The organism is Pseudomonas sp. GL_090, from assembly GCF_057837765.1.
The window spans coordinates 1093563-1108090 of the sequence record NZ_CM174452.1 but is presented as its reverse complement, the minus strand read 5'-3'; the positions used below and the strand labels follow the sequence as shown (position 1 = coordinate 1108090).

The window sequence follows — 14528 nt, the reverse complement described above, 5'->3', positions numbered from 1 at the left end:
AGCTCTTCGGCTGTCATTCGACGGCGGACGCTTCAATCTTGTCCAGGCGTGGCGCCTTGCTGTTGCAACGGCGCTGGTCCTGACGCTGGGCTACTTCTTGCACCTCACGGCGAGTCACAAGGTCAGCCAAGCTGATACCGCTCAGAAATTCGTGAATCTGCAGGCTCAGATCGCACCACAAGTGGTGGGTCAGGCAAGTGTCGCCGGAATGGCAATCACCCTGCCCCTGGCATTTGGTTGCATCGACCGATTCGTTCACCGCATCGATCACCTGGGCGACCTGGATGCCCTGCATGTCGCGGGACAGCTGGTAGCCGCCGCCTGGACCACGGACACTGGACACCAGATTGCTACGGCGCAATTTGGCAAAAAGCTGTTCGAGGTAGGACAGGGAGATGCCTTGGCGCTCGGAGATATCGGCCAGGGACACGGGCCCGTGCTGCGCGTGCAACGCCAAATCGAGCATGGCGGTCACGGCGTATCGGCCTTTTGTAGTCAGTCGCATGGACAATTACCACGGAAATCGGAATGAGGCGAGTATGCAATTCCCGAGTATTTAAGTCAACTATAAGACCTAGTACTTTAGTCAGGATTACCCGCAAAAGAGCGGCAGCATCATAGCAAAGGCTGACTGTGAACAGCCAGTAATACCGAGTCATCGTTCATCGCGAGCAGGCTCGCTCCTACAGGGGAACGCATTTCAAATGTAGGAGCGAGCCTGCTCGCGATAAGCCCAACTCGGTCTAACTGGCCTGACTCTGATCCTTGTCCTTCACACAGGCAAAGTCTTCTTCACGCAACTCAGGCAGATCTTTCGCACAGTAATTGCTGCCCAAATCCTTCAACGCCCCGCACATCCCCTCCAGACGCCCATCGACCGCCTGCAGATGATCAAGCAGTTGACCAATGGCACGCGCCACCGGGTCAGGCATGTCTTCAGTCACGCCATAGGCATCAAAACCGATCTTCTCGGCCATGGCCTTGCGCTTGGCGTCCTGTTCTTCGTCGGGCTTGACGATGATTCGCCCCGGAATACCCACCACCGTGGCGCCCGGCGGCACTTCCTTGGTCACCACGGCGTTGGAACCGACCTTGGCTCCCGCACCAACAGTGAACGGGCCAAGCACCTTGGCGCCGGCACCGACAACGACACCATCACCCAGCGTCGGGTGGCGCTTGCCTTTATTCCAGCTGGTACCACCGAGGGTCACGCCCTGATAAATGGTCACGTCATCGCCGATCTCGGCGGTTTCACCGATGACAATGCCCATGCCATGGTCAATGAAGAAGCGCCTGCCGACCTTGGCCCCCGGATGGATCTCGATCCCGGTCAACCAGCGCCCGAAGTTCGACACCAGCCGCGCCAGCCACTTCAGGTCCGCGCGCCACAGCATCGCCGACAAACGGTGAATCCAGATGGCATGCATGCCGGGATAGCAGGTCAGGACTTCAAAAGCGTTACGCGCCGCCGGGTCTCGGTGGAATACGCTCTGGATATCTTCACGCAAACGCTCGAACATCATTAATCCTTCCGCTTAAGGAGCTCACCACGGGCCGCTTTCTGGGTTTCCGTGAGGATGCCACGCAAAATATTCATTTCCGCCCGGCTGACCGAGCTGCGTCCGTACAACCGGCGCAGGCGCGCCATCAAGTGCCGTGGCTTTTCCGGATCGAGGAATTCGATGGCCACCAGGGTCTGTTCCAGGTGTTCATAGAATCGCTCCAGCTCATCCATGGTCGCAAGCTCGGCGCTTTTGACCGAAGCCACTTCTTCCTTCTCGACCTTGCTCGGCTGACCCTGGGCCGCCAGCCAGGACATGCGCACTTCATAACCCAACACCTGCACCGCCGCCCCAAGGTTCAACGAACTGAACTCCGGGTCTGATGGAATGTGAACGTGATAATGACATCGCTGCAGCTCTTCGTTGGTCAGGCCGGAGTCTTCACGACCGAACACCAAAGCGATTTCCGCGCCCTGCCCGGCTTCCTCGACCACTTTCGTTCCGCATTCGCGGGGATCGAGCAGCGGCCAGGGAATGCGCCGGTCGCGAGCACTGGTGCCAAGCACCAGATTGCAACCGACCAAGGCATCTTCCAAGGTGGCGACGACTTGCGCGTTTTCAAGGATGTCACCGGCACCGGAGGCGCGGGCATCGGCCTCGTGATGCGGGAACACACGAGGCTCGACCAGCACCAGCCGCGACAGCCCCATGTTCTTCATGGCACGCGCAGCCCCGCCGATATTGCCCGGATGGCTGGTATTGACCAGGACGACACGAATGTTTTGCAGCAAGGGAGGCGCTCTCGAACACGATAATCGGGAGCGGAATCTTACAGCTCATCCTACCGTTAAGCCATGAAAGCGAACGCCGTCCTTCTCCTGTAGAAACTTTCTGATAGAATGCCCGGCTTTCTTTAACAACCTTAGGTGACACATCCATGCAGCCCATGCTGAATATCGCGCTGCGCGCCGCCCGCAGCGCCAGTGAATTGATCTTCCGCTCCATCGAGCGCCTGGATACCATCAAGGTCGACGAAAAAGACGCCAAGGATTACGTATCCGAGGTGGATCGCGCCGCCGAACAGAAAATCATCGACGCCCTGCGCAAGGCCTACCCGAATCACTCGATCCTGGGTGAAGAGACCGGCATGCACGCCGGCACCGGCATCGAAGGCGAAGAGTACCTGTGGATCATCGATCCGCTGGACGGCACCACCAACTTCCTGCGCGGCATTCCTCACTTCGCTGTCAGCATTGCCTGCAAATACCGCGGTCGTCTTGAGCACGCTGTTGTTCTGGACCCGGTTCGCCAGGAAGAATTCACCGCCAGCCGTGGTCGCGGCGCTCAACTGAACGGTCGTCGCCTGCGCGTCAGCGGCCGCACCAGCCTGGACGGCGCCCTGCTGGGTACCGGCTTCCCGTTCCGTGACGACCAGATGGACAACCTCGACAACTACCTGGGCATGTTCCGCGCCCTGGTTGGCCAGACCGCCGGCATCCGCCGCGCAGGTTCGGCGAGCCTGGACCTGGCCTACGTGGCCGCCGGCCGTTTCGACGCGTTCTGGGAGTCGGGCCTGTCCGAGTGGGACATGGCTGCAGGCGCCCTGCTGATCCAGGAAGCCGGCGGTTTGGTGAGCGACTTCACCGGCGGTCACGATTTCCTTGAAAAAGGCCACGTCGTTGCCGGTAACACCAAGTGCTTCAAGGCAGTTTTGACGGCGATCCAGCCGCACCTGCCGGCCTCGCTGAAGCGCTAAGCTTCCAGCGACAGAAAAAGCACCCTGCGGGGTGCTTTTTTTATGCCCGCAATTCGCCCTCGATAACTCCACAACCCCACTGTAGGAGCGAGCCCTGCTCGCGAAAAAACTGAGGGCGCCGCGTTTATTCAGAAAGCCCGCGTTATCGTTGGCGAGCATCGCGAGCAGGGCTCGCTCCTACAGTGGGGTTGTGGTGGTGCATGAATCGCGAGCACAAAAAAAGCACCCCGCAGGGTGCTTCTTTTTTATCCAGCTTCAGCAGATCACTGAGCCGCCTGATTCTCAGACAGGATCAACTTGCCTTCCTTATCCACCGGAATCTGGTTGCCTGGATCACGATCCATGCGCACTTTGCCTTCCTTGCCGTCCAGCGAATACCGCACGTCGTAACCTACAACCTTGTCACTGATGTCGTTGACCGTGTTGCAGCGGGTCTGGGTCGTGGTGTAGGTGTCACGCTCTTGCATGCCTTCCTGCACCTTGTTGCCGGCGTAACCACCACCGACAGCACCCGCGACCGTGGCGATCTTCTTGCCGGTGCCGCCACCGATCTGGTTGCCCAGCAGACCACCTGCCAATGCACCGACCACCGTACCGGCGATCTGGTGTTGATCTTTCACCGGCGCTTGCCGGGTGACCGCTACATCCTTGCATACTTCACGTGGAGTCTTGATTTGTGTCTTGACCGGCTCAACGGCTAGAACCTGAGCAAACTCAGGACCGCTTTGTTTAACCAGGCTGTAGGTGGCCACAGCACCCCCGGCAGTTACACCGACAGCACCCAGTACAGCACCAACCAGCATCGACTTGTTCACATGAACCTCCTGGACCATCACATGCGGAACATGTCCGCGCTTCTCCCTGCCTTGGAGCACAAAAAAAGGCGCGAGTTCAACTCGCGCCTTTTTTGGACTACATCGCTTAAAGACTTTGCCTTCAAGGACGGTCGTCGACTTCCTTCTCGGTATTGACCGGAGGAATCAGGTCTTCCGTGCTCAGGTTCAGCCAGATCAGCACCACGTTCGCGATGTAGATCGACGAGTAAGTACCCGCCAGAACACCGATGAACAGGGCGATGGAGAAGCCGAACAGGTTGTCGCCACCAAAGAACAACAGGGCCGCGATCGCCAGCAAAGTGGAGATCGAAGTCGCCATGGTCCGCAGCAGGGTTTGCGTGGTCGAGATGTTGATGTTCTCGATCAGGCTGGCCTTGCGCAGTACACGGAAGTTCTCGCGAACCCGGTCGAATACCACGATGGTGTCGTTGAGCGAGTAACCGATGATCGCCAGTACCGCCGCCAGCACCGTCAGATCGAAGGTGATCTGGAAGAACGACAGGATACCGATGGTCACGATCACGTCGTGGATCAGGGACACGATCGCACCGACCGCAAACTTCCACTGAAAGCGGAAAGCCAGGTAGATCAGGATGCCGCCCAGCGCCATCAGCATGCCGAGGCCGCCCTGGTCGCGCAGTTCTTCACCCACCTGCGGGCCGACGAACTCGACGCGCTTGACCGTCGCCGGGTTCTCGCCGCCGACCTTCTGCAAGGCTTCGGCGACCTGGTGACCCAGTTGCGGGTCTTCGCCAGGCATGCGCACCAGCAGGTCGGTGGTCGCACCGAAGTTCTGCACGATGGCTTCGTGATAACCCGCGGTCACCAACTGCTCACGCACCTTGGTGACGTCGGCCGGACGCTCGTAGGTCAGCTCGATGAGCGTACCGCCGGTGAAGTCCAGGCCCCAGTTCATGCCCTTATGGAAAACACTGAAGATTGCCAGTGCGGTAAGGAACAATGTGACGCCGAACGCGAAGTTGCGAACGCCCATGAAGTTGATTGTACGTAACATGGCAGCCCCTTAAATCCACAACTTCTTGAAGTCACGACCGCCGAAGATCAGGTTGACCATCGCGCGGGTCACCATGATGGCCGTGAACATCGAGGTAAAGATCCCGAGGGACATGGTCACTGCGAAGCCCTTGACGGGACCTGTGCCCATGGCAAAGAGGATGCCGCCGACCAGCAAGGTCGTCAGGTTGGCGTCGAGAATCGCGGTGAATGCCCGGCCGAAGCCTTCGTTGATTGCGCGCTGCACGGTCATGCCGGCGGCGATCTCTTCACGGATCCGCGAGAAGATCAGCACGTTGGCGTCGACCGCCATACCCATGGTCAACACGATACCGGCGATACCCGGCAGGGTCAGCGTTGCACCCAGCAGCGACATCAGGGCCAGCAGCATCACCATGTTCACCGCCAGCGCGACGGTGGCGATGAGGCCGAAGAAGCGGTAGATGGCCATGATGAACAGCGAGACAAACAGCATGCCCCACAGCGATGCATCGATACCCTTGGTGATGTTGTCGGCACCCAGGCTTGGACCGATGGTGCGCTCTTCAGCAAAGTACATCGGTGCAGCCAGGCCACCGGCACGCAGCAGCAGCGCCAGCTCGGACGACTCGCCCTGGCCGTTCAGGCCAGTGATGCGGAACTGAGCACCCAGCGGCGACTGAATGGTCGCCAGGCTGATGATCTTCTTCTCTTCCTTGAAGGTCTGGACCGGCACGTCTTTCTCGACACCGTTGACCATCTGCTTGGTGTAGGTGGTCACCGGACGCTGCTCGATGAAGATCACCGCCATGCTGCGACCGACGTTCGAACGGGTCGCACGGCTCATCAGCTCGCCGCCGTGACCGTCCAGACGGATGTTCACTTCCGGAGTACCGTGCTCGCCAAAACCTGCCTTGGCGTCGGTTACCTGGTCACCGGTGATGATCAGGCCACGCTCGATCAGTGCCGGAGGACGGTTGCCCTCACGGAACTCGAAGGATTCGGAAGTGGCTTTCGAAGCGCCAGGCTCAGCGGCCAGACGGAACTCGAGGTTGGCCGTCTTGCCGAGGATACGCTTGGCTTCGGCGGTGTCCTGCACGCCCGGCAGCTCAACCACGATGCGGTTGGCGCCCTGACGCTGGACGATCGGTTCGGCAACACCCAGTTCGTTGACGCGGTTACGTACCGTGGTCAAGTTCTGCTTGATGGAGTATTCACGGATTTCCGCCAGCTTGGCCGGGGTCATCGCCAGACGCAGCACCGGTTGACCATTGAGGTCGGCCGGAACAATGTCGAAATCGTTGAAGTTCTTGCGAATGATCGAACGGGCCTGTTCGCGGGTCGCCTCATCAGAGAAGCCCAGCTGAATGGCACCATCGAGTTGCGGCAGGCTGCGATAACGCAGTTTTTCTTTGCGCAGCAGGCTCTTGACGTCGCCTTCGTAGACTTTCAGGCGCGCGTCGAGGGCTTTGTCCATGTCCACTTCCAGCAGGAAGTGCACACCACCGGACAAGTCCAGACCCAGCTTCATCGGGTGCGCGGCGAGGCTGCGCAGCCATTGCGGGGTGGTTTGTGCCAGGTTCAATGCAACGACGTAGTCATCACCCAACGCCTTGCGTACAACGTCCTTGGCCGGCAGCTGGTCTTCAGCCTTGGTCAGGCGAATCAGGCCGCCCTTGCCGTTGGCGGCCAGGGTGGCAGCCTTGACGTTGATCCCGGATTCCTTGAGCGCAGCGCTCACGCGATCCAGATCAGCCTGATTGACCTGCAGCGCAGTGCTTGCACCGCTGACCTGAATGGCCGGGTCATCAGGATAAAGATTGGGAGCGGAATAAATCAGACCGACCGCCAGCACCGCCAGGATCAGAATGTATTTCCACAGAGGATATTTGTTCAGCATCACGCCGCCCGTTTATGACGCGGGGCGCCTTGCGCGCCCCGTCGATTGAATATGAAGTTGAAACTTAGATCGCTTTGAGCGTGCCTTTTGGCAGCGTGGCGGCGATGGCGCCTTTCTGGAACTTCATTTCGACGGTGTCGGAAACTTCCAGAACGACGAAATCGTCGGCCACTTTAGTGATCTTGCCGGCGATGCCGCCGGTGGTCACGACTTCGTCGCCTTTCTGCAGGCTGCTCAGCAGATTCTTCTGCTCTTTGGCGCGCTTGGCCTGTGGACGCCAGATCATCAGGTAGAAGATGACCAGGAAACCGACCAGGAAAATCCACTCGAAACCGCCGCCCATTGGGCCGGCAGCAGGTGCAGCGGCGTCAGCCATGGCATTAGAGATAAAAAAGCTCATTTAGCACTCCAGTTGCAAATGTTGAATCTTGGGGTCAGAAAACTCAGTCCAAAGGCGGAACAGGTAACCCGCGTTTGGCGTAGAAGGCATCGACAAAGGCGGCCAATGTACCCTGTTGAATAGCCTCGCGCAAACCAGCCATAAGCACTTGATAATGACGCAAGTTATGGATGGTATTGAGCATGCTTCCCAGCATTTCGCCGCACTTGTCCAGGTGATGCAGATAAGCGCGGGAGAAGTTCTGGCAGGTATAGCAATCGCAGGTCGGATCGAGCGGCGAATCATCATGGCGATGGAACGCGTTTCGGATCTTCAGCACGCCGGTATCAATGAACAGATGCCCATTGCGGGCATTACGGGTTGGCATCACGCAATCGAACATGTCCACACCGCGGCGCACACCCTCAACCAAGTCTTCCGGTTTGCCAACGCCCATAAGGTAACGAGGTTTGTCAGCCGGCATCATGCCCGGCAGGTAATCCAGCACCTTGATCATCTCGTGCTTCGGCTCGCCCACCGACAGGCCGCCAATGGCCAGGCCGTCGAAGCCGATCTGGTCGAGGCCTTCCAGGGAGCGCATGCGCAAGTCCTGGTGCATGCCGCCCTGTACGATGCCGAACAGCGCCGCCGTGTTGTCGCCATGGGCTTCTTTCGAACGCTTGGCCCAACGCAGGGACAATTCCATGGAAATACGCGCGACGTCTTCGTCCGCCGGGTACGGCGTGCATTCGTCGAAAATCATCACGATGTCGGAGCCCAGGTCACGCTGGACCTGCATCGACTCTTCCGGGCCCATGAACACCTTGGCGCCGTCGACCGGAGAAGCGAAGGTCACGCCCTCCTCCTTGATCTTGCGCATGGCGCCCAGGCTGAATACCTGGAAACCGCCGGAGTCGGTCAAAATCGGGCCTTTCCACTGCATGAAATCGTGCAGGTCGCCGTGCTTCTTGATCACTTCCGTGCCCGGGCGCAGCCACAGGTGGAAAGTGTTGCCCAGAATGATTTCAGCGCCAGTCGCCTCGATATCCCGTGGCAGCATGCCCTTGACCGTGCCGTAAGTGCCCACCGGCATGAAGGCCGGGGTCTCGACGGTACCGCGCGGGAAGGTCAAACGACCGCGACGAGCCTTGCCATCAGTGGCCAGCAGCTCGAAAGACATACGACAGGTGCGACTCATACTGTTTCCTCTGGGCCCGATTCTTTAGGGGCAGTCGGCGCAGGATTACGCGTGATGAACATCGCATCACCGTAGCTGAAAAAGCGGTAACCGTTGTCCACGGCGGCCTTGTAGGCGGCCATGGTCTCGGGATAACCGGCGAACGCCGAAACCAGCATCAACAGCGTGGATTCGGGCAAATGGAAGTTGGTGACCAGGGCATCGACCACATGAAACGGTCGGCCAGGATAAATGAAAATATCTGTATCGCCGCTGAACGGCTTGAGCACGCCATCGCGGGCGGCGCTTTCCAGGGAACGCACGCTGGTGGTCCCCACCGCCACCACGCGACCACCGCGAGCGCGGCAGGCGGCAACGGCATCGACCACGTCCTGGCCGACTTCCAGCCATTCGCTGTGCATATGGTGGTCTTCAAGCTTCTCGACGCGTACCGGCTGGAAGGTGCCAGCGCCGACGTGCAGAGTCACGAACGCAGTCTCGACGCCCTTGGCGGCAATCGCCTCCATCAGCACCTGATCGAAATGCAGCCCCGCCGTCGGCGCCGCCACCGCGCCCAAACGCTCGGCGTAGACGGTCTGGTAACGCTCACGGTCGGCGCCTTCATCGGGGCGATCTATATAAGGAGGCAGCGGCATGTGCCCGACGCGGTCGAGCAGCGGCAACACCTCCTCGGCAAACCCCAGCTCGAACAACGCATCGTGCCGCGCCAGCATCTCGGCCTCGCCACCGCCGTCGATGAGAATCTTCGACCCAGGCTTGGGCGACTTGCTGGACCGCACATGGGCCAGCACGCGATGACTATCGAGCACCCGCTCCACCAGGATTTCCAGCTTGCCGCCGGAAGCCTTCTGGCCAAACAGCCGCGCCGGAATCACCCGGGTATTGTTGAACACCATCAAATCGCCGGGGCGCAAATGCTCCAGCAAATCAGTGAATTGACGGTGTGCCAGGGCGCCGCTGACCCCATCCAGGGTCAACAGGCGACTATTGCGCCGCTCGGCCAGCGGATGGCGGGCGATCAGCGAATCAGGGAGCTCGAAGGTAAAGTCAGCAACGCGCATGATGGGGTTCGTCTAGCAGGGCCGGGAAGTCTAGCGGAAATATCAAAAATTCTCCATGTACCTGATTGACCAGCGGTTATCTCATCTCTATACTTCGCCGCCATTGAGCCCTGATGGCGGAATTGGTAGACGCGGCGGATTCAAAATCCGTTTTCGAAAGGAGTGGGAGTTCGAGTCTCCCTCGGGGCACCAAAATTAAGAAAGGTCTTGCTTTGCAAGGCCTTTTTTTTCGCCTGTAGAAAAGCATCCAACACCCACCACCCTGTGGGAGCCAGCCTGCTGGCGATGCTTTTGATCTTCGCACCCTCGGTCAGTAAGACACTCATCAAGGATTCCCCCATGGAATTGCACCTGGAAAGCGTCGCCCTCTTCTCCCTCAAACTGGCTTATGAATCGGAGGGTTCGAGCCCGATTTTGCGTGACGATCTGGTCATGGGTGACTACCAGCGGGATGTGTTTGAGTTGCTGGTGCGGCGGGGAGATATCGATGCCATTCAATCGAAAGTGGATGAATGTCTGAAATTGGCGCTGGATGCCCTCGGCGGTGTTGATACAGTCTTGGGGCGCGAACTGCATAAATTGGCGGCGAATTTCAGTGCTGCGCATACAATAAATCAGCTTCACACCCCGTTAATTACTATTAAGGAATACTTGAAAGCCATTCAGTGACAGCTGCAGTGTTAGGCCTTAATTTTTTTGATTAAAGCACACCTAACGCAGCGTTTGAAACTGATCACCTAAACTCATGCTTACACAAAAACACACCAATTTTTGAGACAGTCAATCCGGGTTTAACATGATCAAGAAAGGATGGTATGAATTTCAAGAGCAGATTGCCGAGCATTTTCGATCGCTCGGCGCGTCCGCTACTACAAACGTAAAAATAGAGGGTGTCAGGACATCTCACGACATCGACGTCCTAGTCATAACAAAATTTCTAGGAATCAATCTAAAATGGGTAATAGAAGCAAAATACTGGAATAGCAAAGTACCTAAGGAAAAGGTATTAGCACTAAGATCAATTGTAGGTGAAGTTGGCGCCGATAGAGGCTTCTTAATTTCCGATAAAGGCTTTCAAAAGGGAGCCATCGAAGCTGCCGAGAGCACTAACATTCAGCTAACTACATTCAATGAACTTAAAGAATTCACTAAAAACGCCGTACAAACCGAAATGCTCAATGCGTATGAAACTCGGGCCGACCTATTATCCAAACGCTACTGGTCCCACAAAAAATCCACCAGAATTAAATACGGACTTCGCGACGATACATTTGACTACTCACTTCGCTTTTCCGGACAACTTTTCATTGGATTGATATTCGCCACAATAGATAGAGCAAGAAAAAATCAATACCCAATGAATGTGCGCTCTTCGCTAGAATTAAAAGCTGGAGAGGACATCGTTGAAAATTATGCAGAGTTCAGCAACTGGCTCAACTTAAACTTAAATATGCTTGATGAAATACTGCTAAAAGCTGAGCATGCAATGATTATAAATGGCGACTTCGACCCGTGGATTGAGGACGCAAATGATCCAGTAGCAGTTGAGCACAACAGACAACACCAAATAAATCAAAGAAAAATTTATCAGATGCTGGGTGATTCAATGTTAAATGACAAAAGCTAGCCAATCGCACAAAGGAGACAACCGTCTCCTTCACCGGGCCACGCGTTCTGCAATACATTTTATCAATAAAGCAGAAAAAAAGGGGGCGACTTTATTTCTATACACCTCCAAATCAATTGTAATCCGACCTAACTTCATCCCTTATGAAATTACGACCATTATAAAACTCCTCGAGCGCCTCAGTGACAGAGTCTATAAAGCTAGAAACAATCGTAAATTTATCGCGCAGCACTCTAGAGCGATACCTCTCACCCACAACTAAAGCGCTCTCCCTACCATGAGCCACTTTATTTCTATTTTCTACAATTTCATCGATTGTAGCTCTCACCCGAGGCTCAACAACAAACCCTTGAAGCCCCAAAGAATTAAAAACCTCAAGCACTGAATTTGTCCAAACATTCTGAAGAACACCAGAGAACTGTGAGTCATCAATATTCATAACATCTGAAGATTGCAAACACGAAAATATAGAGCACACATTTTCATTATATGCCTTATAAGAACAGGTCTTGAACGCCTGTATCCTTCCCCTTGCAGCAACAGCACCGAAACTTAGCGCATAATGATTAGCCGGAACACCGTGAGAGGCGACAAGACGGAGGGTAGATTGAACCGCCTCATTAGCACTTCTTTCTAAGGCGGCATAAAGATGCACATAAAAAAAACCCCTTAATATCTTAACCTCTGAACCATGAGGAACAGCCACATCGTCCGGCTCCAACAACGCGATATAGTTCAAAAGCTGCTGAACTTCTGCGAGTCGCCCCCTCGCTATCAACCTCACACCATCAAAGCCCATATCAAACATTATCCTTTACGTAGGCTATCCTTTCATTGAGCTTTTTCCTGCTATTAGTAGCGCCTGTAGTAAGCACAGCCAACTCTTTATTATCTAACAACGCACGAAGCTTCGCCGGTTTTATAACCTTCCCAGCGTCCAGGGCTTCTGCAACACCAATTGCGATGGCCTCAAACAGAATCAATGGGGTAGTATTCTTCCGGTTCTGACGGACAATTCCATCTGGCAACTCTTTAGCCAACAGAGTAAATGTGGAGTCGAACAATGCTTTTAAAGTTTTTTGATTTTTAAAGCGAGCAGTTTTTTTGGCCATGTATTCATTAAGAAAACCTTTCACACTATGAACAAATTGTTCCCTATCCTCATAATACGCAAAAAACTTTAGTACCAATTCTTCAAGATTCCCCGTTTTTTCCGCATTCGTGCCTACTTTCAGAACATCTTTGAACCCCGAAAACCTTGAGCACTCTTTAATAAAATCATTAAAAGGACCAAGATATACGCAGTTACGTATTTCCTGAGGATGAAGGACAACCCCACCAGTATTTAACCGCTCAAACAAATCAAACCGCAAGCTGAAATCACTACGATCATTAAGAACGGTGATCCTTACAGGCCTTGTCATAAACATCAACTGAACTGATTTAGGCAACCCACTAAAACTTAAACCATTCAACGAATCCAGCTTCTCCAAGCCAGTTAAAACAAGCGGCCTACAGTTATCATTAATCAGCTGTATTACTTTCACATCCCCCACAAAATTAACTAGTGTAGTCAGACGTTGTAAACCATCAATAACCTCCCAGGTAGAGTCCGCATTGGTCGCCATAAACAAACTCGGAATTGGAATACCTAAAAGAAGCGACTCTATCAACTGCGACTGACGCTCTTGATTCCAAACAAAATGCCTCTGGTACTCTGGAGTAACATCTATTATGCCTTCAGCTATCATGTCATATAACTGCCGAACGGTAACATCATAGCTATCAAACGCTACTGAACGGCGATTTGCATTAAGCTGTTCTTGAATGAGGACGCTGTCCATATCTTCCCTATCACACAATAAAATTAAAAAATCTCGAGGCTAGACTATATAATAGCGTTCACACGTTCAAATATTTCTCAAAACACCCTAAATATCACTGAGCTAGCTGCTAATTTAAAATGAGGGTATGCCCCCCATCGGGCAGCGACTCTGACGAGGATATCTTGATCAGCAGTTCTACCCAACACCTCCACCAACCTGCCCTGAAGTAGGAACTGACAGACAATATTTTTCATCTTCAGCGTTTTTGGGGACGAAACGTTCGAGGTTGCAGCAAAGGCATCCGCACGCTACCCTCCCCACCGTCGCTGCCAATTCAGCGACCGGGTGTGGTAACCCGAGTTATTCAAGGCGCTACAGCGCCCCAATCACGTCATCAGGCGCTTTTTTTATGCCTGCGGCGTGAGTTATGGCGGCTGTGCGTGGGACGCCCTCGGGCGTGCCGGTTTCCTTGATTCCCGGTTTACCACCCTGCGCACAGCTGTCACCCATTCGTGTGGTAACGAACGTGGCAGCTCCTCATATCAAGGAGTTGGATAATGCGCAGTATCAATCCGTTTGAAATTTGGCTTTTCTCTCTATGCAATTCCCAAACGCGTAACGCCCTCCCCCATTGCCTCTCCATCCTCGGAGGTGGCCAATGACTGAACAACCTGAACTCAAAACCATTGGCCTGACACCTGCGATCTACTGTGCGGATCAAGCGCTGTTTCATGTCACTCGCGGGGTTCCTCTTGGTGATGCGTTGTCCATGGCTTCCGATTTTCTGTTCCTGGCTAAAACGCTCACTGAAGATGCTGCTTATGCCAGAGATACTGACCGTCACGCCTGGGCTGCGCATTATCTGACTTCGATGAGCAAGGCGTTGGTGGATGATGCGGTGAAGGTGCTTACTCGGGATCGGGTTTGTGCATCGACTTCTATGCGGGCGGGGGCGAAGGCTGAAGGTTAGTGGTTGAGGTCTGTGGGGGGGGGCTTGGGATGGTGGTAGCTGATTCAGCATTTATGTTGGCTGGGCTGGCGTTTTCGAGAGCAAGCCCGCTCCCACAGGGATTGTGGTGAGTTGATGGGCATTGTTTGGCCCGACTGGGTGACTGGGTTGTGATTGCGGTGCATCTTCAGCTTTGATGGTGGCTGGGCTGGCGCTATCACGAGCAGGCTCGCTCCTACAGGAATTGCGGTGGGCTGACGGGCATTGTTTGGCCCGAGTGGTGAGTGGTTTGTGATTGCAGTGCATCTTCAGCATTGATGTTGGCTGGGCTGGCGCGATCGCGAGCAGGCTCGCTCCTACAGGGGTTTTGTGTGTTTAGTGGTATTTGGAATTAGCCCCGATGGTTTCGTAAGGAAAGCTTCGGAGGGGCAGGCTTAGGCAACTTCCATGCTCCATAAACAAGAAGGCCCGAACGTAATGCCGGACTGAGCCAGCACCAGA

General features: G+C 55.0%; 15 protein-coding genes and 1 tRNA gene. 5 read left to right on the top strand and 11 right to left on the bottom strand.

Annotation, left to right across the window (positions count from 1 at the left end; all coding sequences use genetic code 11):
• Positions 1–13 precede the first annotated feature (13 nt).
• The 3 genes from iscR to trmJ form a co-directional block, all read right to left on the bottom strand.
• Positions 14–505: a Fe-S cluster assembly transcriptional regulator IscR gene (gene iscR / locus AC3ITA_RS04885; RefSeq protein WP_003227911.1), complete on the bottom strand. Its 492-nt coding sequence runs from the start codon at positions 503–505 to the stop codon at positions 14–16.
• A gap of 238 nt (positions 506–743) precedes the next feature.
• Entirely contained in the window at positions 744–1520 is a 777-nt protein-coding gene (gene cysE, locus AC3ITA_RS04880) for a serine O-acetyltransferase (RefSeq protein WP_095945783.1), read from the bottom strand.
• 2 nt (positions 1521–1522) lie between these two features.
• On the bottom strand, positions 1523–2293 hold the full coding sequence (trmJ, locus tag AC3ITA_RS04875) for a tRNA (cytosine(32)/uridine(32)-2'-O)-methyltransferase TrmJ (RefSeq protein ID WP_008053257.1): 771 nt from the start codon (positions 2291–2293) through the stop codon (positions 1523–1525).
• 146 nt (positions 2294–2439) lie between these two features.
• Between trmJ and suhB the strand changes: the two genes are divergently transcribed.
• On the top strand, positions 2440–3258 hold the full coding sequence (suhB, locus tag AC3ITA_RS04870) for a type III secretion system regulator SuhB (RefSeq protein ID WP_008053258.1): 819 nt from the start codon (positions 2440–2442) through the stop codon (positions 3256–3258).
• 263 nt (positions 3259–3521) lie between these two features.
• Here suhB and AC3ITA_RS04865 read toward each other — a convergent pair whose 3' ends face one another.
• From AC3ITA_RS04865 to queA, 6 genes are all read right to left on the bottom strand, one after another.
• Positions 3522–4073 (bottom strand): glycine zipper 2TM domain-containing protein, encoded by a 552-nt coding sequence (locus tag AC3ITA_RS04865; protein ID WP_150674282.1) that lies wholly within the window; start codon positions 4071–4073, stop codon positions 3522–3524.
• A gap of 121 nt (positions 4074–4194) precedes the next feature.
• Positions 4195–5109, bottom strand: coding sequence for a protein translocase subunit SecF (gene secF / locus AC3ITA_RS04860; protein ID WP_095944518.1), 915 nt, complete (start codon positions 5107–5109; stop codon positions 4195–4197).
• 9 nt (positions 5110–5118) lie between these two features.
• Positions 5119–6987 (bottom strand): protein translocase subunit SecD, encoded by a 1869-nt coding sequence (gene secD / locus AC3ITA_RS04855; RefSeq protein ID WP_095944517.1) that lies wholly within the window; start codon positions 6985–6987, stop codon positions 5119–5121.
• Positions 6988–7051: 64 nt separating this feature from the next.
• A complete protein-coding gene (gene yajC / locus AC3ITA_RS04850) occupies positions 7052–7387 on the bottom strand; it encodes a preprotein translocase subunit YajC (RefSeq protein WP_007982729.1) in 336 nt (111 codons plus the stop codon).
• Between the two features lie 43 nt (positions 7388–7430).
• Positions 7431–8546 carry a tRNA guanosine(34) transglycosylase Tgt gene (gene tgt / locus AC3ITA_RS04845; protein WP_191624894.1) on the bottom strand — a complete coding sequence of 372 codons (1116 nt, stop codon included), beginning with the start codon at positions 8544–8546 and terminating at the stop codon, positions 7431–7433.
• Positions 8547–8560: 14 nt separating this feature from the next.
• Positions 8561–9625, bottom strand: a complete 1065-nt coding sequence (gene queA, locus AC3ITA_RS04840) for a tRNA preQ1(34) S-adenosylmethionine ribosyltransferase-isomerase QueA (RefSeq protein ID WP_056721282.1) — start codon at positions 9623–9625, stop codon at positions 8561–8563.
• Positions 9626–9732: 107 nt separating this feature from the next.
• Between queA and AC3ITA_RS04835 the strand changes: the two genes are divergently transcribed.
• From AC3ITA_RS04835 to AC3ITA_RS04825, 3 genes are all read left to right on the top strand, one after another.
• Positions 9733–9817, top strand: a tRNA-Leu gene (locus tag AC3ITA_RS04835).
• 147 nt (positions 9818–9964) lie between these two features.
• The gene (locus tag AC3ITA_RS04830) at positions 9965–10294 is read left to right on the top strand and encodes a hypothetical protein (protein WP_489279634.1); all 330 of its coding nucleotides are present in this window, start codon (positions 9965–9967) and stop codon (positions 10292–10294) included.
• A 127-nt stretch (positions 10295–10421) separates the two neighbouring features.
• Positions 10422–11252 (top strand): restriction endonuclease, encoded by an 831-nt coding sequence (locus AC3ITA_RS04825; protein ID WP_489279633.1) that lies wholly within the window; start codon positions 10422–10424, stop codon positions 11250–11252.
• Positions 11253–11364: 112 nt separating this feature from the next.
• On the opposite strand, the gene AC3ITA_RS04820 is transcribed toward AC3ITA_RS04825, so the two are convergent.
• Together AC3ITA_RS04820 and AC3ITA_RS04815 are read right to left on the bottom strand one after the other, a co-directional pair.
• The gene (locus AC3ITA_RS04820) at positions 11365–12051 is read right to left on the bottom strand and encodes an MAE_28990/MAE_18760 family HEPN-like nuclease (protein ID WP_489279632.1); all 687 of its coding nucleotides are present in this window, start codon (positions 12049–12051) and stop codon (positions 11365–11367) included.
• Between the two features lies 1 nt (position 12052).
• Entirely contained in the window at positions 12053–13096 is a 1044-nt protein-coding gene (locus AC3ITA_RS04815; protein WP_489279631.1) for a DUF262 domain-containing protein, read from the bottom strand.
• A 640-nt stretch (positions 13097–13736) separates the two neighbouring features.
• On the opposite strand from AC3ITA_RS04815, the gene AC3ITA_RS04810 reads away from it, so the two are divergent.
• A complete protein-coding gene (locus AC3ITA_RS04810) occupies positions 13737–14048 on the top strand; it encodes a DUF3077 domain-containing protein (RefSeq protein WP_489279629.1) in 312 nt (103 codons plus the stop codon).
• Positions 14049–14528 lie beyond the last annotated feature (480 nt).

What these genes read in the sequence shown, in the direction of transcription:
- iscR (WP_003227911.1), bottom strand. Translation starts at nt 505, where the DNA reads ATGCGACTGACTACAAAAGGCCGATACGCCGTGACCGCCATGCTCGAT.
- cysE (WP_095945783.1), bottom strand. Translation starts at nt 1,520, where the DNA reads ATGTTCGAGCGTTTGCGTGAAGATATCCAGAGCGTATTCCACCGAGAC.
- suhB (WP_008053258.1), top strand. Translation starts at nt 2,440, where the DNA reads ATGCAGCCCATGCTGAATATCGCGCTGCGCGCCGCCCGCAGCGCCAGT.
- secF (WP_095944518.1), bottom strand. Translation starts at nt 5,109, where the DNA reads ATGTTACGTACAATCAACTTCATGGGCGTTCGCAACTTCGCGTTCGGC.
- secD (WP_095944517.1), bottom strand. Translation starts at nt 6,987, where the DNA reads ATGCTGAACAAATATCCTCTGTGGAAATACATTCTGATCCTGGCGGTG.
- yajC (WP_007982729.1), bottom strand. Translation starts at nt 7,387, where the DNA reads ATGAGCTTTTTTATCTCTAATGCCATGGCTGACGCCGCTGCACCTGCT.
- tgt (WP_191624894.1), bottom strand. Translation starts at nt 8,546, where the DNA reads ATGTCTTTCGAGCTGCTGGCCACTGATGGCAAGGCTCGTCGCGGTCGT.
- queA (WP_056721282.1), bottom strand. Translation starts at nt 9,625, where the DNA reads ATGCGCGTTGCTGACTTTACCTTCGAGCTCCCTGATTCGCTGATCGCC.
- AC3ITA_RS04830 (WP_489279634.1), top strand. Translation starts at nt 9,965, where the DNA reads ATGGAATTGCACCTGGAAAGCGTCGCCCTCTTCTCCCTCAAACTGGCT.
- AC3ITA_RS04825 (WP_489279633.1), top strand. Translation starts at nt 10,422, where the DNA reads ATGATCAAGAAAGGATGGTATGAATTTCAAGAGCAGATTGCCGAGCAT.
- AC3ITA_RS04820 (WP_489279632.1), bottom strand. Translation starts at nt 12,051, where the DNA reads ATGGGCTTTGATGGTGTGAGGTTGATAGCGAGGGGGCGACTCGCAGAA.
- AC3ITA_RS04815 (WP_489279631.1), bottom strand. Translation starts at nt 13,096, where the DNA reads ATGGACAGCGTCCTCATTCAAGAACAGCTTAATGCAAATCGCCGTTCA.
- AC3ITA_RS04810 (WP_489279629.1), top strand. Translation starts at nt 13,737, where the DNA reads ATGACTGAACAACCTGAACTCAAAACCATTGGCCTGACACCTGCGATC.